Here is a 24,772-nt window from a genome sequence, read left to right on the forward strand (position 1 = left end):
ACGCGATGACGCGAATACAGGACCTGGTTTTCCGCGTCCTTGCACGCCCGCTGCGGTGGTTGTCGCTGCGCTCCATCGTCATCCTCTCGCAGCTCGGGGTCACGATCCTCGTGCTGACCCTCGGTGTGTGGGTGTGGGTGGGCGTCACCAACGACCAGTACGACCAGCTCGACCGGCGGCTGGATTCGCTGTCGAGCCTCGGTGATGTGAACACCCTGCTGCGCAGCGCGCAGGAGGGCGTGGGCCCCGAACCCACCGAGGGTGGCCTCGTGCGGACCGCCCGCTGGGCGGGTAGCACCGTCTCCATCCCGTCCGACATCGTGCTGCCCGATCTGGCGAACGGGTACTCCGACGCGACCATCGACGGTGTCGAATACCGGATCCGCACCATCAAGACCGGCAACGCGTCGATCGCGCTCGGCGCACCGATGGCCGAAACCCAGGCGCGCATCGACTCGCTGCACTGGCGGGTGTTCTGGATCTGCTCCGGGGTGATCCTGACCACGATGCTGGTCGGTTGGGTGATCTCGCTGATCATGGTCAACCCGTTCCGGCTGCTCGCCCAGCAGGCGCGGGCCATCAACGCCCAATCCGCCCCCGACGAGGTCCAAGTGCGCGGCGTATGGGAAGCCGTCGAGATCTCCGAGGCGGTGGAGGGCATGCTCGCGCGCATCGGCGATGAACAGCAACGCACCAGGGCCGCGCTGGAGTCGGCGCGCGACTTCGCCGCCGTCGCGTCGCACGAACTGCGCACCCCGCTGACCGCGATGCGCACCAACCTGGAAGTGCTCTCGACGCTGGATCTGGGCGCCGAGCAGCGCCAGGAGGTTCTCGACGACGTGATCCGCACGCAGTCGCGGATCGAGGCGACGCTGACCGCACTGGAGCGGCTCGCCCAGGGCGAGCTGACCACCGTCGACGACTTCGTGCCCGTCGACGTCGCCGAACTGCTCGACCGGGCCGCCCACGACGCGATGCACCACTATCCCGGTATCGACGTGTCGCTGGCGTCGTCGACGACGGTGCTGATGCTCGGCATGCCTGCCGGGCTGCGGCTGGTCATCGACAACGCGATCGCCAATGCCGTCAAACACGGTGGCGCGACCCAGATCCGGCTCAGTGTGGTCAGCTCGCAGGACGGTGTCGAGATAGCGGTCGACGACAACGGCTCCGGGGTGCCCGAGCAGGAGCGCACCGAGGTGTTCGAGCGTTTCCACCGCGGCACCACCGCGTCCCGGTCGGGATCGGGCCTCGGTCTGGCGCTGGTCGCCCAGCAGGCCGAGATCCACGGCGGGACGGCGTCATTGGAGGTCAGCCCGCAGGGCGGGACCCGCCTGATGCTGCGGCTGCCCGGACCGGGGCCGGGACCGGGCTGACATCGCCGGGTGATACCGGCTACGTGAGATCGTTGTTGCTGCGCGGGAATCCGCCGCCGTTCGGGAACAGCGGGAAGACGACGTCGTCGAGGTTCATCGCGTCGCCGGTGGTCTTGTTGACCGTCGCGCCCCACACGTTGCCGTCCGCGGAAGTCTGAAGCGCCCACGCGTGGCCGTGATTGTCCTGACGGACCACCTCCGGGTCACCGGTGACCGCGCCGGTCTCGGGCGCCATCCGCACCGCGACGGTCTGCTTGGTGTCGACCAGATTCACCAGCACGGTGCCGTCGAGCGCGGCGCACCCGGCGACGCCCGGCCGGTCCGGCCACGTCCACACCGTCGACACCGTGGAGTCCTTGGTGATCCGCTGCAACCGGTCGGCGGTAGGAGTGCGGTCGGTCACGTACAGCGACTCGTCGGACGGGTCGATGCACATCCCGCCGCCGGGACCCAGCCCCGACAGCGCCGTGGTCAACGGCGCCTGGTTGACCGTCGTCGGCTGCTCGATGCGCAGCAGCTTGCCGGCCAGCGACCCCGGGTCGGAGGCCTGCGCCGGGTCGCCGGCGTCGCCGGTCTGCACCACCAGGGTGGTCGGGCTGGTGAAGATCAGCGATCCGGTGTTGCCGGTCGCGCCCTTCGGGATCCCGGTCAGGATCGGTTTCGGCGGATCACCCTCGGCCACCCGCACCACCCGGTTGTCCGTCGGGGTGCTGATGTAGGCGTACATCAGCCGGTCCTGGGCGTAGGTGGGGGACAGCACGATGTCCATCAGTCCGCCGTCGCCGCTGGGATCGACCGGGATCGACATCTTCTCGACCGGCTCGGCGCGCACCGCGACCCTCTTGATCACGCCGGTGAGCCGCTCGGCGACCAGCGCCGACTGGCTGTCGGGCAGCATGATCAGCCCGCTGGTGCTGCCCAGGCAGCCCTGCATCACCCCGGGGGCGGGGCACTCCTTCGGGAACGGTTTGGCGGGCAGTGGCGGCGGAGGCGGGGGCGTGGTCTTCGGTCCGGGCGCCAGCTGCGGTTCGGTGGTGAACGGCTGCGACTGTGCGGAATCGAACCGGGCGCAGCCCGCACCGGCGAGCACCGTGGCGCACAGCAGCGCGACCAAAGCACCGGAGGACACACGCTCGCTCATGCAGGCCAGATTACGGATGCCGCGAAGGTACTCGCCACGGCTCCCCGCGGACGACCGCTCCCGACCTGCGCCGCTTCGGGAAAACCCGTGCTCAACGCGCCGCACGAATTCCCGGCGTGCAAAGGACTTGCACTTACCCTGGCTGTCGTGACGAGTCCCCAAGATCCTTGGCAGCGGCCCGACGACTCGGCTGGGCGGCCAGCCTCGGCGAGCCTGGTGGACCCCGAAGACGATCTCCCGTCGGCGAATTACAGCGGCGACTTCGAGACCACCGCGATCCCGCGCTACGACTCGGCGAAACCGGCCGACCAACAGCAACCGTTCGCGTTGCTCAACGATCCGGAGCCGTTGCCCTATGTGCAGCCGAGCACCGGCCTGGCTCCGGGCGCCTACGGCACCCCGGCGGCGGCGGCGCCCACTGAGATCGGTGTGGACCCCGAGCGCAGCGTCGAACACCGCAGGGGCACCCAGGACCTCGGTCTGCTGTTGCTGCGTGTCGCGGTCGGCGTCCTGTTCATCGGCCACGGCCTGCAGAAGGTGTTCGGCTGGTGGGGCGGCCCGGGCCTCGACGGTTTCCGCGACCAGCTGACCGACGTCGGGTTCCGCAACGCCGACATCCTGACCTACGTCGCCGCCGGCGGGCAGATCGCCGCGGGCATCCTGCTGGTGCTCGGGCTGTTCACCCCGATCGCGGCGGCGGGCGCGCTCGGTTACCTGGTCACCGCGACGCTGGCCGAGGCCACGCTCGCCCATAACGAAGCCAGGCTGTCGTCGTTCCTGGCCGACGGTCACGAATACCAGATCGTGCTGCTCGTCGCCGTCGCCGCGATCGTGCTGGTGGGCCCGGGCAAGTACGGCCTCGACGCCGGTCGCGGCTGGGCCAGGCGGCCGTTCGTCGGTTCGGCTGCCGCGCTGATCCTCGGCGCCGGCGCCGGGGTGGCGATCTGGGTCCTGCTCAACGGCACCAACCCGCTGGGCTGAGCGCTACTCGTACGGGTTCGGCACCCGTCCGCCGCTGGCGGCGGTCAGCTGCGGCAGCGTCGCGAACGTCACCGCGGGCAGCGGCACCTCGGAGCCGTCGTGCAGCCGCGCCACCGCCCACGCCCGGCGCCCGAAACGCAGCCCGTCGATGTCCTCCCAGCGCACGGTGTGGTGCCCGAACAGCGTCCGCGCGACCACCTTCTCGTAGTCGGCGGTCGTCCGGTAGCGCATCACCACATACGACAGCGCCACCGGGATCAGGAACAACACGACGAACCACGCCGGCCCGGCGAACACCACCGCCATCAGCCCGATGAACATGAAGCCGATCGCCACGTGGGCCATCGGCGAGATCCTGATGACGACCGGTGAGGACTTCGGCGCGGGCGGGGTTCGCATGCCGCCATCATCGCATCGCCGGGTCTGCGGGCTCCGCGCGCGAGCGGTCGTGGGGTCAGATTTGACCTTTGACCAGTCCGGCGGCTACCGTCGTGTGCTATGCAGACCCTGCTCGTAGTAATTGGCTCGCGCGTTGATGCCGCGCTGGCCCTGACCCGGGCATAGCAAAACCGCATCAACGCGCACCCTCGTACAGCCATCGGCTGACGGGGGTTTTTTGTTGCCGGAACACCGATTTGAGAAGATCAGCCGAGCGAGAAAGACCAGAGGACACCGTGAGCGCACCCACCAAGCGACCGCCCGAGTCGTCGGCGACCCCGACGAACGGGACAGCGGCCGGCGCGAAGCACAACTCCGCGACGACCCAGGCGCAGCCGAATATCATTGCCCCGCAACAGCTCACCGGAGCGCAGGCGGTCGTCCGCGCGCTCGAAGAGCTCGACGTCGACGTCATCTTCGGCATTCCCGGCGGCTGCATCCTGCCGGTCTACGACCCGCTGTTCGACTCGCAGAAGCTGCGGCATGTGCTTGTTCGCCACGAGCAGGGCGGTGGTCACGCCGCCAGTGGCTACGCCCACGCCACCGGTCGGGTCGGGGTGTGCATGGCCACCTCGGGTCCGGGTGCGACCAACCTGGTGACCCCGCTGGCCGACGCGTACATGGACTCGATCCCGATGGTCGCGATCACCGGCCAGGTCGGGCGCCCGCTGATCGGCACCGACGCGTTCCAGGAAGCCGACATCTCCGGCATCACGATGCCGGTCACCAAGCACAACTTCCTGGTGCGCAACGGTGACGACATCGCCAGGGTGCTCGCCGAGGCGTTCCACATCGCCTCCAGCGGACGGCCGGGCCCGGTGCTCGTCGACATCCCCAAGGATGTGCTGCAGGCCCAGTGCACCTTCGCGTGGCCGCCGCAGTTCGAGCTGCCCGGCTACAAGCCGAACACCAAGCCGCACAACCGCCAGATCCGCGAGGCCGCCAAACTGATCGCCGAGGCCCACAAGCCGGTGCTCTACGTCGGCGGCGGCATCATCCGCGGCGAGGCCTCCGAGCAGCTGCTCGACCTGGCCGAGCTGACCGGCATCCCGGTGGTCACGACGTTGATGGCGCGCGGCGCGTTTCCCGACAGCCACCCGCAGAACCTCGGCATGCCGGGTATGCACGGCACCGTGGCCGCGGTGGCGGCACTGCAGCGCAGCGACCTGCTGATCGCGCTCGGCACCCGGTTCGACGACCGGGTGACCGGCAAGCTGGATTCGTTCGCCCCCGAAGCGAAGGTCATCCACGCCGACATCGACCCGGCGGAGATCGGCAAGAACCGGCACGCCGACGTGCCGATCGTGGGCGACGTCAAGAACGTGATCACCGAGCTGATCGAGGTTCTGCGCCGCGACGGCCTCGGCGCGACCAACCTCGACACCTGGTGGGAGTACCTGCGGGGCATCGAGACGACCTATCCGCTGAGCTACGGCCCGCAGAGCGACGGCAGCCTGTCCCCGGAATTCGTCATCGAGACGCTGGGCAAGATGGCCGGTTCGGACGCGGTCTACGTGGCAGGCGTCGGTCAGCACCAGATGTGGGCCGCCCAGTTCATCTCCTACGAGAAGCCGAAGACGTGGATCAACTCCGGCGGTCTGGGCACGATGGGCTTCGCGGTTCCGGCCGCGATGGGCGCCAAGATGGGCCGCCCGGAGACCGAGGTGTGGGCGATCGACGGTGACGGCTGCTTCCAGATGACCAACCAGGAGCTGGCCACCTGCGCGATCGAAGGCGTGCCGATCAAGGTCGCGCTGATCAACAACGGCAACCTCGGCATGGTGCGCCAGTGGCAGACGCTGTTCTACGAAGAGCGGTACAGCCAGACCGATCTCGCCACCCACACCCGTCGCATCCCGGATTTCGTGAAGCTGGCCGAGGCGCTGGGTTGCGTCGGATTGCGTTGCGAGCGTGAGGAAGATGTGGCCGACGTGATCGCCCAGGCACGGGCGATCAACGACCGGCCGGTGGTGGTCGAGTTCGTCGTCGGCGCCGACGCCCAGGTGTGGCCGATGGTCGCCGCAGGCACCAGCAATGATGAGATTCAGGCGGCACGCGGGATCCGTCCGCTGTTCGACAACGAAGAGGGGCACGCGTGATGAGCGCTTGCGCGAAGAACATCGAAGCGGGCATGAGCGCTTGCGCGAAGAACGGAGCACCCCAGTGACCACCACGCATACGTTGTCGGTGCTCGTCGAGGACAAGCCCGGCGTCCTGGCCCGCGTGGCGTCGCTGTTCTCGCGGCGTGGCTACAACATCCAGTCGCTGGCCGTCGGTGCCACCGAACACAAGGACCTCTCGCGGATGACCATCGTGGTCGACGTCGAGGAATCCCCGCTGGAGCAGATCACCAAGCAGCTCAACAAGCTGATCAACGTGATCAAGATCGTCGAGCAGGACGAGGAGAACTCCGTCTCCCGCGAGCTCGCGCTGATCAAGGTCCGCACGGATGCCAACACCCGCGGCCAGGTCATCGAGGCGGTCAATCTGTTCCGCGCCAAGGTCGTCGACGTCTCCACCGAGTCGCTGACTGTCGAGGCCACCGGCACGCCTGAGAAGATCGAGGCGCTGCTGCGGGTGCTCGAGCCCTACGGGGTCCGGGAGATCGTCCAGTCCGGTGTGGTGTCGCTGTCCCGCGGGCCGCGCGGTATCAGTACCAAGTAGTTATCCAAAAGCAAAGAATAGAAAGAAGATTCACGACAATGGCAGTTGAGATGTTCTACGACGCCGACGCGGACCTGTCGATCATCCAGGGTCGCAAGGTCGCCGTCATCGGCTACGGCAGCCAGGGCCACGCGCACTCGCTGAGCCTGCGCGACTCCGGCGTACAGGTCAAGGTCGGTCTCAAGGAGGGCTCGAAGTCCCGCGAGAAGGTCACCGAGCAGGGCCTCGAGGTCGACACCCCGGCCGAGGTCGCCAAGTGGGCCGACGTGATCATGCTGCTGGCGCCCGACACCGCGCAGGCCGAGATCTTCACCAACGACATCGAGCCCAACCTCGAAGACGGCAATGCGCTGTTCTTCGGTCACGGTCTCAACATCCACTTCGGCCTGATCAAGCCCCCGGCCAATGTCACCATCGGCATGGTCGCCCCCAAGGGGCCCGGCCACCTGGTGCGTCGCCAGTTCGTCGACGGCAAGGGTGTGCCCTGCCTGATCGCGGTCGACCAGGACCCCAAGGGTGAGGGCCAGGCGCTGGCGCTGTCCTACGCCGCCGCGATCGGCGGTGCGCGCGCCGGCGTCATCAAGACCACCTTCAAGGAAGAGACCGAGACCGACCTGTTCGGTGAGCAGGCCGTGCTGTGCGGTGGCACCGAGGAACTGGTCAAGACCGGTTTCGAGGTCATGGTCGAGGCCGGCTACGCCCCCGAGATGGCCTACTTCGAGGTGCTGCACGAGCTCAAGCTGATCGTCGACCTGATGTACGAGGGCGGCATCGCGCGGATGAACTACTCGGTGTCCGACACCGCCGAGTTCGGCGGCTACCTGTCGGGCCCGCGGGTCATCGATGCCGACACCAAGAAGCGGATGCAGGACATCCTCAAGGACATCCAGGATGGCACGTTCGTCAAGCGCCTGGTCGCCAACGTCGAGGGCGGCAACAAGGAGCTCGAGGCGTTGCGCAAGGAGAACGCCGAGCACCCGATCGAGGTCACCGGCAAGAAGCTGCGCGACCTGATGAGCTGGGTGGATCGGCCGATCACCGAAACGGCCTAACTCTTTTTCGCCGAACTGGGGTTCCCGGTCGTGATCGCTGCGCGATCCACGACCGGGAACCCCAGTTCGGCGTTTAGGTACTCTCGGCGAGCATGACGGGCAGTTCCACACCGGCCTCCGCACTGCTCGCTCGGGCGGGCGGCATCCGGGGGCTGGTGTACACCGCGCTGCCGGTGACGACGTTCGCGGCGCTGAACGCGATCGCGGGTCTGATGCCCGCGCTGATCGCCGCGACGGCGGCCGGCGCGCTGGTGCTGACCGTGCAGCTGGTGCGACGGGAATCGACCCGGCCCGCGCTGTTCGGCTTCGTCGGCGTCGCGGCCGGGGCGGGCCTGGCCCTGGTCACCGGTCAGGCCAAGGACTTCTATCTGCCCGGCATCTGGATGTATCTGGCGCTCACGGTGGTGTTCACCGCCTCGGTGCTGGCCCGGCGTCCGCTGATCGGCGTCATCTGGGCGTGGATGACCGGCCGCGACGACACCTGGCGCCGCACGCCACGGGTGCGCCGGGCGTTCGATCTGGTGACGCTGATGATGGCGGCGGTGTCCGCGACGCGGTTCGCCGTGCAGTTCCACCTCTACGACACCGACCAGGAGGGCCTGCTCGCGGTCGCGCGGATCGCGATGGGGTGGCCCGTCTTCCTCGTCACCTCGACGCTGATCTACCTCGCGATCCGGACGGCGATGCGCACGCTGCCGCGCGTACTCCCCGAGTGACTTCGGCGTAGTTGGTCAACCTCACAGTGACCAACTACGCCCGAATCACGGTGAAAGCGGCGGCAACTCCTTGATCCCGAATTCGCGTCGCAACACGGTGCGCGCCGCGTAGTAGCCGGCCATGCCGTGCACACCGCCGCCGGGCGGGGTCGCCGACGAACACAGGTACGCGCCCGGGATCGGGGTGGCCCACGGATTCCACTGCAGCGCCGGGCCCGTCAGCGCGCTGAACATGTTGTTGCCGCCGACCCCGATGTCCCCGCCGACCAGGTTGGCGTTGTGATCGGCCAGCCGCGCCGCGGGCACGCTGCGCACGCCGACGACGAGGTCGCGGAATCCGGGTGCGAACCGTTCGAACAGCGCGGTGATCGTCTCGGCCATGTCGACGGTCGACCCGGCGGGTACGTGCGCATACGTCCACAGCGGGCGGCGGCCCTGTGCGTCGATGCGGCCCGGGTCGGCGAGGTGGGGCAGCGAGGCCAGCACCATCGGCCACGCGGCGTGGCGGCCGTGCGCGATCTCCTTCTCCGCGAGCGCCATCGTGGCCCGATCGCCGCCCATGTGCAGCGTCGGGGCGTTGGCCAAACGCTCGTCGCTCCACGGGATCTCGCCCGACAGCACGAAGTCGACCTTCGCGACACCCGGACCGTAACGGTAGCGGCGCAGCGTGCGCGCGTAACGCGGCGGCAGTCGGTCGCCGTAGATGCGCAGCAGCGCCGTCGGCGCGGTGTCGTAGAGCACGACGCCAGCCGGGGGACCGGTGACCTCCTCGCCGAGCACGAGTTCACCGCCGTGGGCGCGCAGATCGGCGATCAGCGCGCCCGGGATCGCCTGTGACCCGCCCACCGGGATCGGCCAGCCGACCGAGTGGGCCAGCGTCGCCAGCATCAGCCCCGCGCCCGCCGCCACCAACGACGGCATCCGCGAAATCGTGTGTGCCGCAACGCCGGTGAACAACGCCCGGGCATCCTCGCCGGCCAGCGTGTTCCAGGCCGGGCTGCCCTGGGCCAGCAGGCGCGGGGCGACGCGCAACGCGGCGGGCAGGCTGGGCGGGATCGAGCGTTTGTCGCCGAGCAGCAGCCCGACCACCCCGTCGCTGCCCGCCGACAGCGGGCCCAGCAGCCGCCGCCACGACGCCCCGTCCTCCAGTTCGGCGCAGGTGCGGTCGATGTCGTGGTAGCCCAGCGCGGCGGGACGGCCGGGCAGCGGGTTGGCATACGACACCTCGGGCACCGCCAGACGCACCCCGCGGGCGGGCAGATCGAACGCCGTGAAGAACGGCGAGGCCAGCGCCAGCGGATGCACCGCCGAGCAGATGTCGTGGCTCACATCGGCGAACTCCGGGTCCGCCAGCGTGCGCGCGCCGCCGCCCGCGGTGTCCTGCGCTTCCACGACGCGCACCGAAACCCCTGCTCGGGCGCAGATCACGGCCGCGGCCAACCCGTTGGGGCCACTCCCGACGACGGTCAATTCCACCTGGCCATTACAGCCCATTAGGCTGAGGCCTCGTGAGTCTTCCTGTTGTACTGATCGCCGACAAGCTGGCCCAATCCACCGTGGAGGCCCTGGGCGACCAGGTCGAGGTCCGCTGGGTGGACGGCCCGGACCGCGAGAAATTGCTGGCCGCCGTCGCCGACGCCGACGCGCTGCTCGTGCGCTCGGCCACCACGGTCGACGCCGAGGTGCTCGCCGCGGCGCCGAAACTCAAGATCGTCGCCCGTGCCGGCGTCGGGCTCGACAACGTCGACGTCGACGCCGCCACCGCGCGCGGCGTCCTCGTGGTCAACGCGCCGACGTCGAACATCCACAGCGCCGCCGAGCACGCGCTCGCACTGCTGCTGGCCACGGCGCGCCAGATCCCGGCCGCCGACGCCACGCTGCGCGAGCACACCTGGAAGCGGTCGTCGTTCTCGGGCACCGAGATCTTCGGCAAGACCGTGGGTGTCGTCGGGCTGGGCCGCATCGGACAGCTGGTCGCGCAGCGGCTGGCCGCGTTCGGCGCGCACATCACCGCCTACGACCCGTATGTGTCGCAGGCCCGGGCCGCGCAGCTGGGTATCGAGCTGCTGACCCTCGACGAACTGCTCTCCCGCGCGGACTTCATCTCGGTGCACCTGCCCAAGACCAAGGAGACCGCCGGGCTGATCAACGAGGAGGCGCTGGCCAAGACCAAGCCGGGCGTCATCATCGTCAACGCCGCGCGCGGCGGGCTGATCGACGAGCAGGCGCTGGCCGACGCGATCACCAGCGGCCACGTCCGCGGTGCCGGCCTCGACGTGTTCTCCACCGAGCCGTGCACCGACAGCCCGCTGTTCGAGCTGCCCCAGGTCGTCGTGACGCCGCACCTGGGTGCCTCGACCGCCGAGGCGCAGGACCGGGCAGGCACCGACGTGGCCGCGAGCGTGAAGCTCGCGCTGGCCGGCGAGTTCGTCCCGGACGCGGTCAACGTCGGCGGCGGGACCGTCGGCGAAGAGGTCGCCCCGTGGCTGGACCTGGTGCGCAAGCTCGGCCTGCTGGTCGGCGTGCTGTCGGCCGAACTGCCCACCAACCTGTGCGTGCAGGTGCGCGGTGAGCTGGCCTCCGAAGATGTCGAGGTGCTGCGTCTGTCGGCGCTGCGGGGTCTGTTCTCCGCCGTCATCGAAGACCAGGTCACGTTCGTCAACGCCCCGGCGCTGGCCGCCGAGCGCGGCGTCGAAGCCTCCATCGACACCGAGCCGGAGAGCCCGACGCACCGCAGCGTCGTCGACGTGCGCGCGGTGGCCGCCGACGGGTCGACGGTCAACGTCGCCGGTGCGCTGGCGGGCCCGCAGCTGGTGGAGAAGATCGTCCAGATCAACGGCCGCAACCTCGATCTGCGGGCCGAGGGTGTGAACCTGATCATCAACTACGACGACCAGCCCGGTGCGCTCGGCAAGATCGGCACGCTGCTGGGCGCCGCGAGCGTCAACATCCTGGCCGCCCAGCTCAGCCAGGACGCCGACGGCGACGGAGCGACGATCATGCTCCGGCTCGACCGCGAGGTTCCCGACGACGTGCTCGCCAACATCGGACGTGAAGTCAACGCTGTGACCCTGGAAGTGGTGGACCTGACATGAAACTCGCGGTGATCGCCGGCGACGGCATCGGACCGGAAGTCATCGGCGAGGCGCTCAAGGTGCTCGACGCCGTCCTGCCCGGCGTCGAGAAGACCGAGTACGACCTCGGGGCACGGCTCTACCACCGCACCGGCGAGGTGCTGCCGGACTCGGTGCTCGACGAGCTCAAGGGCCACGACGCGATCCTGCTCGGCGCGATCGGCGATCCGTCGATGCCCAGCGGTGTCCTCGAACGTGGGCTGCTGCTGCGCATCCGGTTCGAACTCGACCACCACATCAACCTGCGCCCCGGCCGGCTCTACCCGGGTGTGCAGAGCCCGCTGGCCGGTGATCCGGAGATCGACTTCGTCGTCGTGCGCGAGGGCACCGAGGGGCCCTACACGGGCAACGGCGGCGCGATCCGAGTCGGCACGCCGCACGAGATCGCCACCGAGGTCAGCGTCAACACCGCCTACGGCGTGCGCCGGGTGGTCCAGGACGCGTTCAAGCGGGCCCAGCAGCGACGCAAGCATCTGACGTTGGTGCACAAGAACAATGTGCTGACCAACGCCGGCTCGCTGTGGTGGCGCACCGTGCAGGCCGTCGCCACCGAATACCCGGACGTCGAGATCGCCTACCAGCACGTCGACGCCGCGACGATCCACATGGTCACCGATCCCGGCCGGTTCGACGTCATCGTGACCGACAACCTGTTCGGCGACATCATCACCGACCTCGCCGCCGCGGTGTGCGGCGGCATCGGTCTGGCCGCCAGCGGCAACATCGATGCGACGCTGACGAATCCGTCGATGTTCGAACCGGTCCACGGCAGTGCGCCCGACATCGCCGGCCAGGGCATCGCCGACCCGACGGCCGCGATCATGTCGGTGTCGCTGCTGCTGGCGCACATGGCCGAGATCGACGCCGCCGCGCGCGTCGACCGGGCGGTCGCCGAGCATCTGGCCACCCGAGGCGACGAGAAGCTGTCGACCACCGAGGTCGGCGAGCGGATCCTCGTGAAGCTGTAGCCATTTCCGGTTTCGCGTCACTGACACGGCAGTGTTGGTTGTTCGCGATCGGCTCCACGTTGTTCGCGCTGGCCACCGCCCCGGGCTTTCCCGGCTGGGCCGGCGCCGCGACGGCGGACACACTGTGCTTCACCGGCTCGTGGTTCTTCACGACCGCGGCGTGGATTCAGCTGGTGCGCAGCGACCGGACCCGGTGGTTCGACCGGGCGGCCGCGGCGACCCAGTTCGCGGGCACGCTGCTGTTCAACCTCAGCACCGGTGCGGCGGTGTGGGCCCACGCGGTGACCGAGCAGCGCGACTACGTGTGGACTCCCGACGCGACCGGCTCGGCACTGTTCCTGATCAGTGGCGTGCTCGGGATGGCCGCGGTGGGCATGCCGGATCTGCGATCGCGGGATTGGTGTGCCGGCGCCATCAACTTGGCCGGCTGTGTTGCGTTCGGTGTCTCGGCGCTCGCCGCGTTCATCCGTCCCGACGGTGTGACGGCCGACGAGTGGCTCGCCAACTTCGGCACGTTCCTCGGCGCGCTGTGCTTCCTGGCCGCCGCGTTGATCGTGTTGCCGCGGTTCGCCCGACGGGTGCGCGCCTAGCGCCACTCGCTTGCGGGGGTCCTAACGAGCTCCCCGGGTCCTAACGATCTGCGGCCTTCGGTACGGCCGGGATCGCCAGCAGCGGGAACAGCGCGCACACCGCGAACGCGACCGGATAGCCGACGGCGGCGATCAGCCCGCCGAACAGCGGTGGGGCGACGCCCTGGGCGAACAGCTGGCTGGTGTTCTGGGTGCCCAGCGCCCGGCCGCTCCAGAAGGGTCCGGCGTACTCGGCGATCAACGTGAAGGCCAAACCGTTGTCCGACACCGTGATCACCGATGCGGCGAGCATCACCGCGATGCTCAGCGGGGAATTCAGCCAGTCGGTGACGGCGAGCAGTGCCATCGCCGCGGCGGCGGACGCCGCGATCAGCCGGATCGGGCGCAGCCGCGATGCGATGACCTCGCCGGAGCGTTTGACGTACGCGTCCGACCAGCGGCCCGCGGCGATGCGGCCTGCGGCACCGCCGATCTGGGCGATCATCACGAGGATTCCGGCCGACTCGGGCGACCAGTGGCGTTCGCTGATCAACCAGACCAGGGTGAACGTCCACACCACCACCTGGGGGACGACCAGCAGCACCGACGTCAGGTGGATGCGCCACAGCATCGCCGAACCGCGGTACGGATTGGCCAGCGCGGCACTGTCGGCCTCGGCGCGGGGCGGACGCGGCGGATCGATCACCGCGACCAGGCACACCAGCGCGGCGACCGCGCACACGATCGTGGGGAACAGCAACGCCGCTGCCGCTCCGTGGGATTCGGCCAGGCGCGGGATCACCAACGCGCCGACTCCGACCCCGAGGGGTTGGGCGGTCTGGCGGATGCCCATCACCAGCCCCCGCTGTTCGGCGTCGAACCATCCGACCACCAGCCGGCCGCTGGCGGTGTTGCTGCTCGCGGCCGCCATGCCGCCGAGGAACAGGAAGACACCGGTGACCACGAGCGAGTCGACCGACGCCGCCGCGAACGCCGCGGCGGCCGTCAGCGCCGATCCCAGCGCCAGCACCACCCGCTCGCCGAACCGGTCCACCACATAGCCCCACGCGATCAGCGTCACCACCATGCCGAGGCTGGGCAGCGACGACATCAGGGCCGCGGATGCGAGATCCAGACCGCGCTCGTCGTGCAGTGTCGGGATCAGGAAGGCCACACCGTTGATGAACACGTTGGCGCACAGGGTCGCCCCGAGGCCGATCACCAGCATCGACCAGCGCCGCATCGGGGTTATCGACCGGGTGCCCACGCCGCCATGCTTCCACGGCCGTCCCAAAATAACGAACAACTATCTCAATATATAAGACGCATCGACCGCTCCGGCGGCGGTGACCGGCACCGATGGGGCGGGCACTAGGCTGAGGACATGCGTCTCGGTCGAATCGCCAGTCCCGACGGGGTTGCCTTCGTCTCCATCGAGGGTCCGCCCGACGACCCGGCGGCAGCGGTCGCGCGAGAGATCGCCGAGCACCCGTTCGGCACCCCGACGTTCACCGGCAGGCAGTGGCCGCTCGCCGACGTACGTCTGCTCGCGCCGATCCTGGCCAGCAAGGTCGTGTGCATGGGGAAGAACTATCTCGCCCACATCGAGGAGATGGGTGGCGGCACGTTCGAGGACCCGATCATCTTCCTCAAGCCCAACACCGCGATCATCGGTCCGTACACGCCGATCCAGCTGCCGGCCGACGCCAACCCGGTGCACTTCGAGGGTGAGCTCGCCGCTGTGATCGGCAGGCCCTGCAAGGACGTTCCCGCCTCGCGTGCCGCCGAGAACATCCTCGGCTACACGATCGCCAACGACGTGTCGGCCCGCGATCAGCAGAAGAAGGACGGACAGTGGATGCGGGCCAAGGGGCACGACACCTTCTGTCCGGTCGGTCCGTGGATCGTCACCGATCTGGACCCGTCGGATCTGGAGATCCGCACGGAGGTCAACGGCGAGGTCAAACAGCGCAGCCGAACGTCGTTGATGATCCACGACATCGGGGCGATCATCGAGTGGATCTCGGCGGTGATGACGCTGCTGCCCGGCGATCTGATCTTGACCGGTACCCCGGAGGGGGTGGGCCCGCTGGAGCACGGGGACAACGTCAGCATCACCATCGAAGGCATCGGGACATTGTCGAATCCTGTTGTGCGGAAGGGTAAGTCGTGAAAGTTCGGGTCAGGTTCTGTCCGTCGCCGACGGGCACGCCGCACGTCGGGTTGATCCGGACGGCGCTGTTCAACTGGGCCTACGCCCGCCACACCGGCGGCGACTTCGTGTTCCGCATCGAGGACACCGACTCCCAGCGCGACAGCGAGGAGAGCTACCTGGCGCTGCTGGACGCGCTGCGCTGGCTCGGCATGGACTGGGACGAGGGCCCCGAGGTCGGCGGACCCTACGCGCCGTATCGCCAGTCCGAGCGCCGGGAGATCTACCTCGACGTGATCCAGCGACTGCTGGACGCCGGCGAGGCGTACGAGGCCTTCTCGACCGCCGAGGAGGTCGAGGCGCGCCATCTCGCTGCCGGGCGCAACCCGAAGCTGGGCTACGACAACTACGACCGCGAGCTGACCGACGAGCAGCGCGCGGCGTTCCTGGCCGAGGGCCGCAAGCCGGTGGTGCGGCTGCGGATGCCCGACACCGATCTCACCTGGGTCGACCTGGTCCGTGGCGAGACGACGTTCCCCGCCGGATCGGTGCCCGACTTCGCGCTGACCCGTGGCAGCGGAGATCCGTTGTACACGTTGGTCAATCCGGTCGACGACGCATTGATGAAGATCACACATGTGCTGCGCGGTGAGGACCTGCTGCCGTCCACGCCGCGTCAGCTCGCGCTCTACGCCGCGCTGATCCGCATCGGTGTGACGGATATGACACCGGCGTTCGCGCACCTGCCCTCGGTGCTCGGGGAGGGCAACAAGAAGCTGTCCAAGCGCGACCCGCAGTCCAACCTGTTCCTGCACCGCGACCGGGGATTCATCCCCGAGGGTCTGCTGAACTATCTTGCGCTGCTGGGCTGGTCGATCGCCGACGACCGGGACATCTTCAGCCTGGAGGAGATGGTCGCGGCCTTCGACGTCGCCGACGTGAACTCCAACCCGGCCCGCTTCGACCAGAAGAAGGCCGACGCGATCAACGCCGAGCACATCCGGCTGCTCGAACCCGCGGAGTTCGCACGCCGGCTCGCCGCGTTCTTCGATGTGCACGGCCACCGCACCGGCCTGGACGACGCGAGCTTCGCTGAGGCGGCCGCGTTGGTGCAGACGCGGATCGTGGTGCTCGGTGACGCATGGGAGCTGTTGAAGTTTCTCGACGAGTCGTCGTTCACGCTCGACGAGAAGTCCGCGGGTAAGGAACTCAAGGCCGCGGCCGTTCCGGTGCTCACAGCGGCTCTGGAGGCCCTAGAAGGCGTCGCGCAGTGGCGGACCGCCGACATCGAGGAGGCGCTGAAGGTGGCGCTGATCGATCGCCTCGAGCTCAAACCCCGCAAGGCGTTCGGTCCGGTCCGGGTCGCCGCCACCGGCTCCTCGGTCAGTCCGCCGCTGTTCGAGTCCCTCGAACTTCTCGGCCGCGAACGCAGCCTGGAGCGGCTGCGCGCCGGTCGCGACCATGCCGCAACCGCCGCCGCACCGGAGGCGTGAAAACCACTCCGAAATCTTTGGTAGTCTGCTCGTCGGCCCACGAGATATCGCGCAGCGGCCCGCAGAGATGCGACTGAGGCGCGAAGGGTCGAAAAGCGGTCTGTGACCTGCGGTTACAGGCAGCTAATGGGGTATGGTGTAATTGGCAACACAGCTGATTCTGGTTCAGCCATTCTAGGTTCGAGTCCTGGTACCCCAGCCAACGCGACCGATTAGGTCAGCAATCTCAACTGAGCTATGCTGACCAACCGGAAAGCAGTTCTAGCCCCCGTCGTCTAGCGGCCTAGGACGCCGCCCTCTCACGGCGGTAGCGTGGGTTCGAATCCCATCGGGGGTACAGATCGAAAACTCCGGGCCTCGTCGAGGCCCGGAGTTTTTTCATGGGCATGCGCGCCGGGGCTGTCGTGTCCCGGGCGTCTTGTCAGAGGCGCCGGGTCAACGCGTCGGCGGCGGCGACGAGATCGGCTGCCCAGCGCGCGCCGGGACGCCGGCCCATCCGGTCGATCGGACCCGACACCGACACCGCCGCGATCACCGCGCCGCGCCCATCGCGCACCGGAGCCGAGACGCTGGCCACCCCGGGTTCGCGTTCGGCGGCGCTCTGCGCCCACCCGCGCTTGCGTACCTCGGCCAGTGTGCGGTCGGTGAACTTCGCCGCGGGCAACACCGCCTGCTGGGTGCTCGCATCGGCGAAGGCGAGCAGCACCTTGGCCCCGGATCCGGCCGTCATCGGCAGACGGGTGCCGATGGGCACGGTATCCCGCAGTCCGGCAGGGGGTTCCAGGGCTGCCACGCAAATCCGGGTGGTGCCCTCGCGGCGGTAGAGCTGGACGCTCTCGCCGGTCAGTTCGCGCAGCCGCGGAAGCACCACCGCGCCCGCGGCGAGCAGCGGGTCGTTGACCTGACCGGCCAGTTCGGTGAGCGCGGGGCCGAGCAGCCACTGCCCGTCGCCGCCGCGGGCCAGCATCCGGTGCACCTCCAGGCCCACCGCCAGACGGTGCGCGGTCGCGCGTGGCAAGCCGGTGCGTTCGCAGAGATCGGCCAGCCCGCACGGGGACTCGGCCACCGCGTGCAACACGGTGAGCGCTTTGTCCAGAACGCCGATGCCGCTATTCTGTCTCACAAGGAGATACTAGCTTTCCAGAATGTGAGACAGTCAAGATGGCCGTTGCGAATCAGCCCCGCACGCTCGCCGAGAAGGTCTGGAGCGATCACGTCGTCGTCGCCGGGACCGGAGAGGGCGCGGCACGCGAGCCCGACCTCATCTACATCGACTTGCACCTCGTCCACGAGGTCACCAGTCCGCAGGCGTTCGACGGCCTGCGCCTGGCCGGGCGCCCGGTGCGCAGGCCGGATCTGACGATCGCGACCGAGGATCACAACGTCCCGACCGTCGACATCGACAAGCCGATCGCCGATCCCGTCTCGCGGACGCAGGTGGAGACGTTGCGGCGCAACTGTGAGGAATTCGGCATCCGGTTGCACCCGATGGGGGACGCCGAGCAGGGCATCGTGCACATCATCGGACCGCAGCTGGGACTGACCCAGCCCGGGATGACGGTGGTGTGCGGCGACAGCCACACCTCCACCCACGGTGCGTTCGGCGCGCTGGCGATGGGCATCGGCACCTCTGAGGTGGAGCACGTGATGGCCACCCAGACGCTGCCGCTGCGGCCGTTCAAGACGATGGCGGTCAACGTCGACGGCGAATTGCCGCCCGGTGTCAGCGCCAAGGACATCATCCTGGCCGTGATCGCGAAGATCGGGACCGGTGGCGGCCAGGGGCACGTCATCGAATACCGCGGCAGCGCCATCGAATCGCTGTCGATGGAAGGCCGGATGACGATCTGCAACATGAGCATCGAGGCCGGGGCGCGCGCCGGCATGATCGCGCCGGACGAGACCACGTTCGAGTTCCTGCGCGGCCGTCCGCATGCCCCGAAGGGCGCCGACTGGGACGCGGCTGTCGAGGCGTGGAAGCAACTGCGCACCGACGAGGGCGCGACGTTCGACACCGAGGTCTACATCGACGCGGCGACGTTGAGTCCGTTCGTCACCTGGGGAACCAACCCCGGCCAGGGGGTGCCGCTGTCGGACTCCGTTCCGGACCCGGAGATGATCTTCGACGAGGGGGAGCGCCAGGCCGTCGAAAAGGCGTTGACCTACATGGACCTTCGGCCGGGCACCCCGATGCGGGACATCCCGGTCGACGCCGTGTTCGTCGGGTCGTGCACCAACGGCAGGATCGAGGATCTGCGGGTCGTCGCCGAGGTGCTGCGGGGCCGCAAGGTGGCCGACAACGTGCGGATGCTGGTCGTGCCGGGTTCGATGCGCGTGCGCGCGCAGGCCGAATCCGAAGGCCTCGGTGAGATCTTCACCGCCGCGGGCGCCGAATGGCGGCAGGCGGGATGCTCGATGTGCCTTGGAATGAATCCAGATCAGTTGGCGCCGGGGGAGCGGTGCGCCTCGACGTCGAACCGCAATTTCGAGGGCAGGCAGGGCAAGGGCGGTCGTACGCACCTGGTCTCGCCGGCGGTCGCCGCCGCGACGGCCGTGCGCGGGACGCTGTCCTCGCCCGCCGATCTGGCCCCCGTGGCCGCTCACTGAAACCTGACAGGAGACTTGTGATGGAAGCCTTTACGACCCACACCGGGATCGGCGTCCCGCTGCGCCGCTCCAACGTCGACACCGACCAGATCATCCCGGCGGTGTACCTGAAAAGGGTGACCCGAACCGGATTCGAGGACGGGCTTTTCGCCGCCTGGCGCAACGATCCGTCGTTCGTGCTCAATCAGCCGCCTTTCGACAAAGGCTCAGTGTTGGTCGCCGGACCCGATTTCGGCACCGGATCCTCGCGCGAGCATGCGGTCTGGGCGCTGATGGACTTCGGATTCCGGGTAGTCATCTCGTCGCGTTTCGCCGATATCTTCCGTGGCAATGCGGGCAAGGCGGGTCTGCTCGCGGCTCAAGTGGCACAGGATGACGTCGAATTGTTGTGGAAGGCCATCGAGCAGCATCCCGGGACGGAAATCACTGTAAATCTTCAAGATCGGTCGATCGTCGCCGGAACCATCATGGTGCCGTTCAACATTGACGACTACACCGCCTGGCGACTGCTCGAAGGACTCGACGATATAGGCCTTACGCTGCGCAAACAGGATGAAATCAGTGCTTTCGAAGAGCGTCGCCCGGCCTGGAAACCGCGCACATTGCCCGCCTGAACGGCGGTCGAAATCACCGAAATCCCGCCCCGGTAACCCCCTTTTCACGCACCGGCGCAGGACGGCAAGTGGGCCAACCGGATTGAAAAAAGTTCGCTGAGCTGGCCTGAAATTGCGCGTGGCTCTTGGAAATCAGGAGCAAATGGGTTTACCGTGTGCACTAGTCGGTCCAAGGAGGACCACTGGTTTCGGAGGTTTTGCATGAACAAAGCAGAGCTCATCGACGTACTCACGGAGAAATTGGGCTCGGATCGTCGGCAAGCGACTGCGGCGGTGGAGAATGTCGTTGACACCATCGTTCGCGCGGTGCACAAGGGCGAGAGCGTCACGATCACCGGCTTCGGTGTTTTCGAGCAGCGTCGTCGTGCCGCCCGTGTGGCGCGCAATCCCCGCACTGGCGAGACGGTGAAGGTCAAGCCCACCTCCGTCCCGGCGTTCCGTCCCGGCGCTCAGTTCAAGGCCGTTGTGTCTGGCGCGCAGAAGCTTCCGGCCGAGGGGCCGGCGGTCAAGCGTGGCGTGACGGCTGCGAGCACGGCCCGTAAGGCCGCCAAGAAGGCCCCGGCCAAGAAGGCCGCGGCCAAGAAGGCAGCTCCCGCCAAGAAGGCCACCGCCGCCAAGAAGGCAGCGCCGGCCAAGAAGGCCGCGCCGGCCAAGAAGGCCGCGACCAAGACCGCCGCCAAGAAGGCGGCACCGGCCAAGAAGGCAGCGCCGGCCAAGAAGGCCACCGCCGCCAAGAAGGCAGCGCCCGCCAAGAAGGCTCCGGCCAAGAAGGCAGCGCCCGCCAAGGCCGCCGCCAAGAAGGCAGCGCCCGCCAAGAAGGCACCCGCGAAGAAGGCTCCGGCCAAGCGCGGACGCAAGTAGTCAGTTCACGCGAGTACGCCGCGGATCCCTCGGGATCCGCGGCGTATTTCGTGCGTGGTCCCCACCGGGACAGAACAGCGCCACCTGAGTTTTGAATTCAATTGCGCGGTCGGTTATTCGGGAGTCACTTCTGCGGCGGCAGCGCACTGGCCATGTGATCGGCGGCGACCAGCCGCCCGTCGGCCAGCGACAGCACCCAGGTACTTCCCTTGCGGTTGCGCGACTTGTCCGGCCGCACACCGTCGCGTTCGCACCACCAGGCGATCAGATCGGGGATCACCTTGCCCTGGGTGCAGATCACCGGGGTGCGGGCGCTCGCGGCGATCTCGAGCACACGCCGGCGTGCGGCTTTGTGGTCTTCGGCATACGCCTCTTCGGTCAGCGCCGGCTCGGTGGTGATCGACGCGCCGAGCTCCTCGGCCAGCGGTTCGAGCGTCTGATGGCATCGCACCCGATCGGCGGCGAACAGCTCCCCGGCGCCGAACGCCAGCAGTTGAGCCACCAGTGACTCCGCCTGTGCGCGGCCGCGCTTGTCCAGCGGGCGCTTTCGGTCGTCGCCCCGGTAGCGCTTCTTGTTACCCGCGACGGCGTGCCGCACGATCAGGACCGTCTTGGTGTCCGCGGGAAGCTTGAGGAACCGGCGCAGCACCTTGCGGTCGTGGGGGTAGCCAAGCTGTGCCATCGCCTGATCGGGCGGCAGCCACTTCAGTTCGTCGACTTCGTCGTTGGCGGCAAAGTCGCCGCCGGCCACCCGTGCCGCCCAGTACCGCACCTTCTTCGGGCCCTGTTCGGTCGGATACGACACACTGGGCAACCGTCGGCCGAGCTGGGCCCGAAAGCCGGTCTCCTCCGCGATTTCACGGACCGCGGTGACCGGCTCGGTCTCGCCCGGATCCACCTTTCCCTTCGGCAGGGACCAGTCGTCGTAGCGGGGGCGGTGGATCACCGCGATCTCCGGGGCGCCTGTGCCGTCCTGTGGACGCCACAGCACGGCGCCGGCGGCCAGGATCGGGGACTTCGTCACCTCAACTCCCGTGTCTCACAAAGCCGGTATCGCACGCCGTCACGGGTGCCGATGGCGCTGCATGAGCGTTATCTGATGGTCCAGCACGGAGTGCCCCTCCTGAGGTAGGGCGGTCCAGTGGCCGTCGCTGTTGAGCTGCCAGCACCGGGTCCGGGGATCGGCCGCGGATTCGAAGATGTCGTTCAACTGTCCGGTCAGTCGCGGATCCTTAACCTGCGCCATCACTTCGACGCGGCGGTCGAGGTTGCGGTGCATCATGTCCGCGCTGCCGATCCAGTACTCGTCGATGGCCCGGAAATGGATGATGCGCGAGTGTTCCAGGAACCGGCCGAGGATCGACCGGACCACGATGTTCTCGCTGAAGCCGGGCACACCCGGCTTCAGCGCGCAGATGCCGCGCACGACGACCTCCACACGCACCCCGGCCTGGGATGCCCGGTACAGCGCGTCGATCACCTGCTCGTCGACCAAAGCATTGGCCTTCAACCGGATCCGGCCCTCCGCACCGTCGAGGGTGGCGGCGATCTCGCGTTCGATCCGCTCGATGATGCCCTTGCGCACCCCGAACGGCGCGACCAGCAGATTGCGGTAGGTCTCCTTGCGGGAGTAACCGGTCAGCGAGTTGAACAGGTCGGTCAGGTCGGCGCCGATGTCGGGGGCGGCCGTCAGCAGCCCGATGTCCTCGTAGAGGCGGGCGGTTTTCGGGTTGTAGTTGCCGGTACCGATGTGGCAGTAGCGCCGGATCGTCGACCCCTCGCGGCGCACCACAAGACAAGTCTTGCAATGTGTCTTCAATCCGATGAGCCCGTAAACCACGTGCACACCGGCTTGTTCGAGGGCGCGGGCCCACTTGATGTTGGCCTGTTCGTCGAACCTCGCCTTGATCTCGACCAGTGCCACCACCTGCTTGCCTGCCTCGGCGGCGTCGATCAGCGCGTTGACGATCGGCGAGTCACCGGAGGTGCGGTACAGCGTCTGCTTGATGGCCAGCACGTTGGGGTCCGCGGCCGCCTGCTCGATGAAGCGCTGCACCGTCGTGGAGAACGAGTCGTACGGGTGGTGGACCAGCACGTCGCCGTCGCGCAGTGCGGCGAAGATGCTCTTCGGGGTCTCGCGCTCACCGAACGCCGACGGGGTCGCCGGCACGAACGGCGGATCCTTGAGCGCGGGCCGGTCCACGCCGTAGATCTGCCACAGCGACGAGAGGTCCAGCAGTCCCGGCACTTCGACCACGTCGCCGGGAGCGACGTCGAGCTCACGCAGCAGCAGCTCCAACATGCTCTCGGTCATGTCGTCGGAGACCTCCAGGCGCACCGGCGATCCGAAACGCCGGCGGGCCAACTCCCGCTCGAGGGCCTGCAGCAGATCCTCGTCGCGGTCCTCCTCGACCTCGAAGTCTGCGTTGCGGGTGATCCGGAACGCGTGGTGCTCCACGATCTCCAGTCCCGGGAACAGCACCGGCAGGAACGCCGCGATCAGCTCCTCCATCGGCAGGAAACGGACCACACCGGGCAGGTCTTCGCGCGGAGACAGCTCCACGAACCGGTCGACGTTGTCGGGCACCTTGATTCGCGCGAAATGCTGGCCGCCGTCGGGATGCTTGACGGTGATCGCGAGGTTCAGGCTCAGCCCGCTGACGAACGGGAACGGGTGGGCCGGGTCGACGGCCAGCGGGGTGAGCACCGGGAAGACCTGCTCGTGGAAGTAGGTCGACAGCTTCAGCCGCTCGGCGTCGTCGAGTTCGGCCCACGTCACGATCACGATGCCCTCGTCGGCGAGCGCGGGGCGAACCGCATGAAGGAACACGTGTGCGTGCCTGCTGGCGATCTGCTGAGTGCGTTCGCTGATCCGGCGCAGTTGCTCACGGGGCGACAGGCCGTCCGCCGAACGCACCGACAGACCCATCTCGTCGCGACGCTTCAGACCGGCCACGCGCACCATGTAGAACTCGTCGAGGTTCGACGCGAAGATGGCAAGGAACTTCAGGCGTTCCAGCAGCGGCAGCGACGGATCGGCGGCCAGGGCCAGCACGCGCGCGTTGAAATCCAGCCAGCTCAGCTCGCGATTGAGGTAACGGTTGTCGGGCAGCGGGTTCTCGACGGTGGGCGCGGTGGTCGCCGGCGGCGCCTCCGGCGCCGAATCCGGGCCCGCGACCGCGGGCAGCACCGACGCCGCCGAGGAGTCCTGTTGGTCGGTGCGGGCCTGCGCTTCGGTCATGGTCCCGATGATTCCCTATCGGCGGGTCGTCATGCCACCGTGGCGACCAACGTCGGGCGAAATGCCGACGTCTGACTCACGTCGCCGACATGGCCCGCAGGGTCGCCGGGCCGACGCCGAGTCGGCGTGCCGCGGCGAGGTCGTCGGGGGTGTCGATGTCGGAGCGCAGCCCGGGCCAGTCACCGATCAACTCCACCGCCCCGGAGTCGCGGTGGCGTTGCGCGGAATCGGTCCCGAAGAGCGGCCGTAGCGGGGCGCCGAAACCGAACAGCGCCGCGGTGCCGGTGCCGTGCCGATCGGTGACGAAGCTGCGCGGGTGCGCGCGAGCGGCCGCCAGGGCGGCGGCGAACTCCTCGGTCTTGAGGGCCGGGAGATCACCCTGCAGCACAACGACATTGGTGTTCTCCCTGCGGCTGACCGCCTCAGCGGCGGTCAACGCGTTGTTGAGCGGGTCGCGATGTCCTGGCGGCGTCGGATCGGCCAGCACCTCGGCGCCGAGGTCGCGCGCGGCCGCCGCCGCGGCGTCGTCGGGGGTGACGATGAGCACCGACCGCAGCGCGGGCACCGCCATCGCGGCGCCGATCGTGTCGACCAGCATCGCCAGCACGACGTTCTCGCGGGCGGTCGCCGAAAGCACCGGAGCCAGCCGTGTCTTGGCCGCGGTGAGCCGCTTGACCGCGATCACCAGTCCGATGTCGGCGTCCGGAGCGCTGTTCCTCATGCCGCTCACGAGCGCCATCCTGCCAGTCGATTATTCCCGGCTAG

At 68.4% G+C, this 24,772-nt stretch carries 22 protein-coding genes and 2 tRNA genes; 16 read left to right on the forward strand and 8 right to left on the reverse strand.

Annotation, left to right across the window (positions count from 1 at the left end; translation table 11 throughout):
• The first annotated feature begins 5 nt into the window (after window positions 1-5).
• On the forward strand, window positions 6-1,376 hold the full coding sequence (locus BST38_RS01885; RefSeq protein ID WP_083141520.1) for a sensor histidine kinase: 1,371 nt from the start codon (window positions 6-8) through the stop codon (window positions 1,374-1,376).
• Between the two features lie 19 nt (window positions 1,377-1,395).
• Here the strand turns inward: BST38_RS01885 and BST38_RS01890 are convergent, their stop codons facing one another.
• Entirely contained in the window at window positions 1,396-2,517 is a 1,122-nt protein-coding gene (locus BST38_RS01890) for a PQQ-dependent sugar dehydrogenase (protein ID WP_181792027.1), read from the reverse strand.
• Between the two features lie 87 nt (window positions 2,518-2,604).
• Here BST38_RS01890 and BST38_RS01895 point away from each other — a divergent pair, with 87 nt between their 5' ends.
• Window positions 2,605-3,498, forward strand: a complete 894-nt coding sequence (locus BST38_RS01895; RefSeq protein ID WP_083141521.1) for a DoxX family protein — start codon at window positions 2,605-2,607, stop codon at window positions 3,496-3,498.
• Between the two features lie 3 nt (window positions 3,499-3,501).
• On the opposite strand, the gene BST38_RS01900 is transcribed toward BST38_RS01895, so the two are convergent.
• Complete coding sequence (locus BST38_RS01900) at window positions 3,502-3,897, reverse strand: PH domain-containing protein (RefSeq protein ID WP_181792028.1); 396 nt, start codon at window positions 3,895-3,897, stop codon at window positions 3,502-3,504.
• 275 nt (window positions 3,898-4,172) lie between these two features.
• On the opposite strand from BST38_RS01900, the gene BST38_RS01905 reads away from it, so the two are divergent.
• The 4 genes from BST38_RS01905 (at window position 4,173) to BST38_RS01920 (ending at window position 8,368) form a co-directional block, all read left to right on the forward strand.
• Window positions 4,173-6,035: an acetolactate synthase large subunit gene (locus BST38_RS01905; protein WP_083141522.1), complete on the forward strand. Its 1,863-nt coding sequence runs from the start codon at window positions 4,173-4,175 to the stop codon at window positions 6,033-6,035.
• Window positions 6,036-6,099: 64 nt separating this feature from the next.
• The gene (gene ilvN / locus BST38_RS01910) at window positions 6,100-6,600 is read left to right on the forward strand and encodes an acetolactate synthase small subunit (protein ID WP_083141523.1); all 501 of its coding nucleotides are present in this window, start codon (window positions 6,100-6,102) and stop codon (window positions 6,598-6,600) included.
• A 38-nt stretch (window positions 6,601-6,638) separates the two neighbouring features.
• Window positions 6,639-7,652, forward strand: coding sequence for a ketol-acid reductoisomerase (gene ilvC / locus BST38_RS01915; protein WP_083141524.1), 1,014 nt, complete (start codon window positions 6,639-6,641; stop codon window positions 7,650-7,652).
• Window positions 7,653-7,744: 92 nt separating this feature from the next.
• On the forward strand, window positions 7,745-8,368 hold the full coding sequence (locus BST38_RS01920; RefSeq protein ID WP_083141525.1) for a DUF3159 domain-containing protein: 624 nt from the start codon (window positions 7,745-7,747) through the stop codon (window positions 8,366-8,368).
• A 45-nt stretch (window positions 8,369-8,413) separates the two neighbouring features.
• Here BST38_RS01920 and BST38_RS01925 read toward each other — a convergent pair whose 3' ends face one another.
• Window positions 8,414-9,844 (reverse strand): phytoene desaturase family protein, encoded by a 1,431-nt coding sequence (locus BST38_RS01925; RefSeq protein WP_181792029.1) that lies wholly within the window; start codon window positions 9,842-9,844, stop codon window positions 8,414-8,416.
• A gap of 32 nt (window positions 9,845-9,876) precedes the next feature.
• On the opposite strand from BST38_RS01925, the gene serA reads away from it, so the two are divergent.
• The 3 genes from serA to BST38_RS01940 are packed head-to-tail and all read left to right on the forward strand — an operon-like array spanning window position 9,877 to window position 13,060.
• Window positions 9,877-11,463 carry a phosphoglycerate dehydrogenase gene (gene serA / locus BST38_RS01930; protein WP_083141527.1) on the forward strand — a complete coding sequence of 529 codons (1,587 nt, stop codon included), beginning with the start codon at window positions 9,877-9,879 and terminating at the stop codon, window positions 11,461-11,463.
• Window positions 11,460-12,470, forward strand: a complete 1,011-nt coding sequence (locus BST38_RS01935; protein ID WP_083141528.1) for a 3-isopropylmalate dehydrogenase — start codon at window positions 11,460-11,462, stop codon at window positions 12,468-12,470. The genes serA and BST38_RS01935 overlap by 4 nt, the downstream gene beginning before the upstream one ends.
• 38 nt (window positions 12,471-12,508) lie before the next feature.
• Window positions 12,509-13,060, forward strand: coding sequence for a hypothetical protein (locus BST38_RS01940; protein ID WP_237160636.1), 552 nt, complete (start codon window positions 12,509-12,511; stop codon window positions 13,058-13,060).
• 40 nt (window positions 13,061-13,100) lie between these two features.
• On the opposite strand, the gene BST38_RS01945 is transcribed toward BST38_RS01940, so the two are convergent.
• Window positions 13,101-14,282, reverse strand: coding sequence for an MFS transporter (locus BST38_RS01945; protein ID WP_083141529.1), 1,182 nt, complete (start codon window positions 14,280-14,282; stop codon window positions 13,101-13,103).
• A gap of 141 nt (window positions 14,283-14,423) precedes the next feature.
• Between BST38_RS01945 and BST38_RS01950 the strand changes: the two genes are divergently transcribed.
• The 4 genes from BST38_RS01950 (at window position 14,424) to BST38_RS01965 (ending at window position 17,021) form a co-directional block, all read left to right on the forward strand.
• The gene (locus BST38_RS01950) at window positions 14,424-15,212 is read left to right on the forward strand and encodes a fumarylacetoacetate hydrolase family protein (RefSeq protein WP_083141530.1); all 789 of its coding nucleotides are present in this window, start codon (window positions 14,424-14,426) and stop codon (window positions 15,210-15,212) included.
• The gene (gene gltX, locus BST38_RS01955) at window positions 15,209-16,684 is read left to right on the forward strand and encodes a glutamate--tRNA ligase (protein ID WP_083141531.1); all 1,476 of its coding nucleotides are present in this window, start codon (window positions 15,209-15,211) and stop codon (window positions 16,682-16,684) included. Before BST38_RS01950 ends, gltX begins: the two co-directional genes overlap by 4 nt.
• A 127-nt stretch (window positions 16,685-16,811) precedes the next feature.
• Window positions 16,812-16,886, forward strand: a tRNA-Gln gene (locus tag BST38_RS01960).
• A 62-nt stretch (window positions 16,887-16,948) separates the two neighbouring features.
• A tRNA-Glu gene (locus BST38_RS01965) sits at window positions 16,949-17,021 on the forward strand.
• Window positions 17,022-17,105: 84 nt separating this feature from the next.
• Here the strand turns inward: BST38_RS01965 and BST38_RS01970 are convergent.
• The gene (locus BST38_RS01970) at window positions 17,106-17,807 is read right to left on the reverse strand and encodes an IclR family transcriptional regulator (RefSeq protein WP_083141532.1); all 702 of its coding nucleotides are present in this window, start codon (window positions 17,805-17,807) and stop codon (window positions 17,106-17,108) included.
• A 38-nt stretch (window positions 17,808-17,845) separates the two neighbouring features.
• Here BST38_RS01970 and leuC point away from each other — a divergent pair, with 38 nt between their 5' ends.
• The 3 genes from leuC (at window position 17,846) to BST38_RS01985 (ending at window position 20,766) form a co-directional block, all read left to right on the forward strand.
• Window positions 17,846-19,291 carry a 3-isopropylmalate dehydratase large subunit gene (leuC, locus tag BST38_RS01975; protein ID WP_083141533.1) on the forward strand — a complete coding sequence of 482 codons (1,446 nt, stop codon included), beginning with the start codon at window positions 17,846-17,848 and terminating at the stop codon, window positions 19,289-19,291.
• A 20-nt stretch (window positions 19,292-19,311) separates the two neighbouring features.
• Window positions 19,312-19,905, forward strand: a complete 594-nt coding sequence (gene leuD, locus BST38_RS01980; protein WP_083141534.1) for a 3-isopropylmalate dehydratase small subunit — start codon at window positions 19,312-19,314, stop codon at window positions 19,903-19,905.
• A 201-nt stretch (window positions 19,906-20,106) separates the two neighbouring features.
• Window positions 20,107-20,766: an HU family DNA-binding protein gene (locus BST38_RS01985; protein ID WP_083141535.1), complete on the forward strand. Its 660-nt coding sequence runs from the start codon at window positions 20,107-20,109 to the stop codon at window positions 20,764-20,766.
• A gap of 124 nt (window positions 20,767-20,890) precedes the next feature.
• Here BST38_RS01985 and mutT1 read toward each other — a convergent pair whose 3' ends face one another.
• From mutT1 to cofC, 3 genes are all read right to left on the reverse strand, one after another.
• Complete coding sequence (gene mutT1 / locus BST38_RS01990; protein WP_083141536.1) at window positions 20,891-21,790, reverse strand: 8-oxo-(d)GTP phosphatase MutT1; 900 nt, start codon at window positions 21,788-21,790, stop codon at window positions 20,891-20,893.
• Window positions 21,791-21,829: 39 nt separating this feature from the next.
• Window positions 21,830-24,007: an RNA degradosome polyphosphate kinase gene (locus tag BST38_RS01995; protein WP_083141537.1), complete on the reverse strand. Its 2,178-nt coding sequence runs from the start codon at window positions 24,005-24,007 to the stop codon at window positions 21,830-21,832.
• 76 nt (window positions 24,008-24,083) lie between these two features.
• A complete protein-coding gene (gene cofC / locus BST38_RS02000; protein WP_083141692.1) occupies window positions 24,084-24,728 on the reverse strand; it encodes a 2-phospho-L-lactate guanylyltransferase in 645 nt (214 codons plus the stop codon).
• Window positions 24,729-24,772: the final 44 nt, after the last annotated feature.

The sequence above is a fragment of the Mycolicibacterium parafortuitum genome (assembly GCF_002086815.1).
Classification (GTDB): Bacteria; Actinomycetota; Actinomycetes; order Mycobacteriales; family Mycobacteriaceae; genus Mycobacterium; species Mycobacterium parafortuitum.

Bases quoted from the DNA above. Each gene is read 5' to 3' on its own strand.
- leuD (WP_083141534.1), top strand. From the start codon at position 19,312: ATGGAAGCCTTTACGACCCACACCGGGATCGGCGTCCCGCTGCGCCGC.
- BST38_RS01985 (WP_083141535.1), top strand. From the start codon at position 20,107: ATGAACAAAGCAGAGCTCATCGACGTACTCACGGAGAAATTGGGCTCG.
- BST38_RS01885 (WP_083141520.1), top strand. From the start codon at position 6: ATGACGCGAATACAGGACCTGGTTTTCCGCGTCCTTGCACGCCCGCTG.
- BST38_RS01920 (WP_083141525.1), top strand. From the start codon at position 7,745: ATGACGGGCAGTTCCACACCGGCCTCCGCACTGCTCGCTCGGGCGGGC.
- leuC (WP_083141533.1), top strand. From the start codon at position 17,846: ATGGCCGTTGCGAATCAGCCCCGCACGCTCGCCGAGAAGGTCTGGAGC.
- ilvC (WP_083141524.1), top strand. From the start codon at position 6,639: ATGGCAGTTGAGATGTTCTACGACGCCGACGCGGACCTGTCGATCATC.
- BST38_RS01900 (WP_181792028.1), bottom strand. From the start codon at position 3,897: ATGCGAACCCCGCCCGCGCCGAAGTCCTCACCGGTCGTCATCAGGATC.
- cofC (WP_083141692.1), bottom strand. From the start codon at position 24,728: ATGAGGAACAGCGCTCCGGACGCCGACATCGGACTGGTGATCGCGGTC.
- BST38_RS01950 (WP_083141530.1), top strand. From the start codon at position 14,424: ATGCGTCTCGGTCGAATCGCCAGTCCCGACGGGGTTGCCTTCGTCTCC.
- BST38_RS01995 (WP_083141537.1), bottom strand. From the start codon at position 24,007: ATGACCGAAGCGCAGGCCCGCACCGACCAACAGGACTCCTCGGCGGCG.
- BST38_RS01935 (WP_083141528.1), top strand. From the start codon at position 11,460: ATGAAACTCGCGGTGATCGCCGGCGACGGCATCGGACCGGAAGTCATC.
- BST38_RS01890 (WP_181792027.1), bottom strand. From the start codon at position 2,517: ATGAGCGAGCGTGTGTCCTCCGGTGCTTTGGTCGCGCTGCTGTGCGCC.
- BST38_RS01945 (WP_083141529.1), bottom strand. From the start codon at position 14,282: ATGCGGCGCTGGTCGATGCTGGTGATCGGCCTCGGGGCGACCCTGTGC.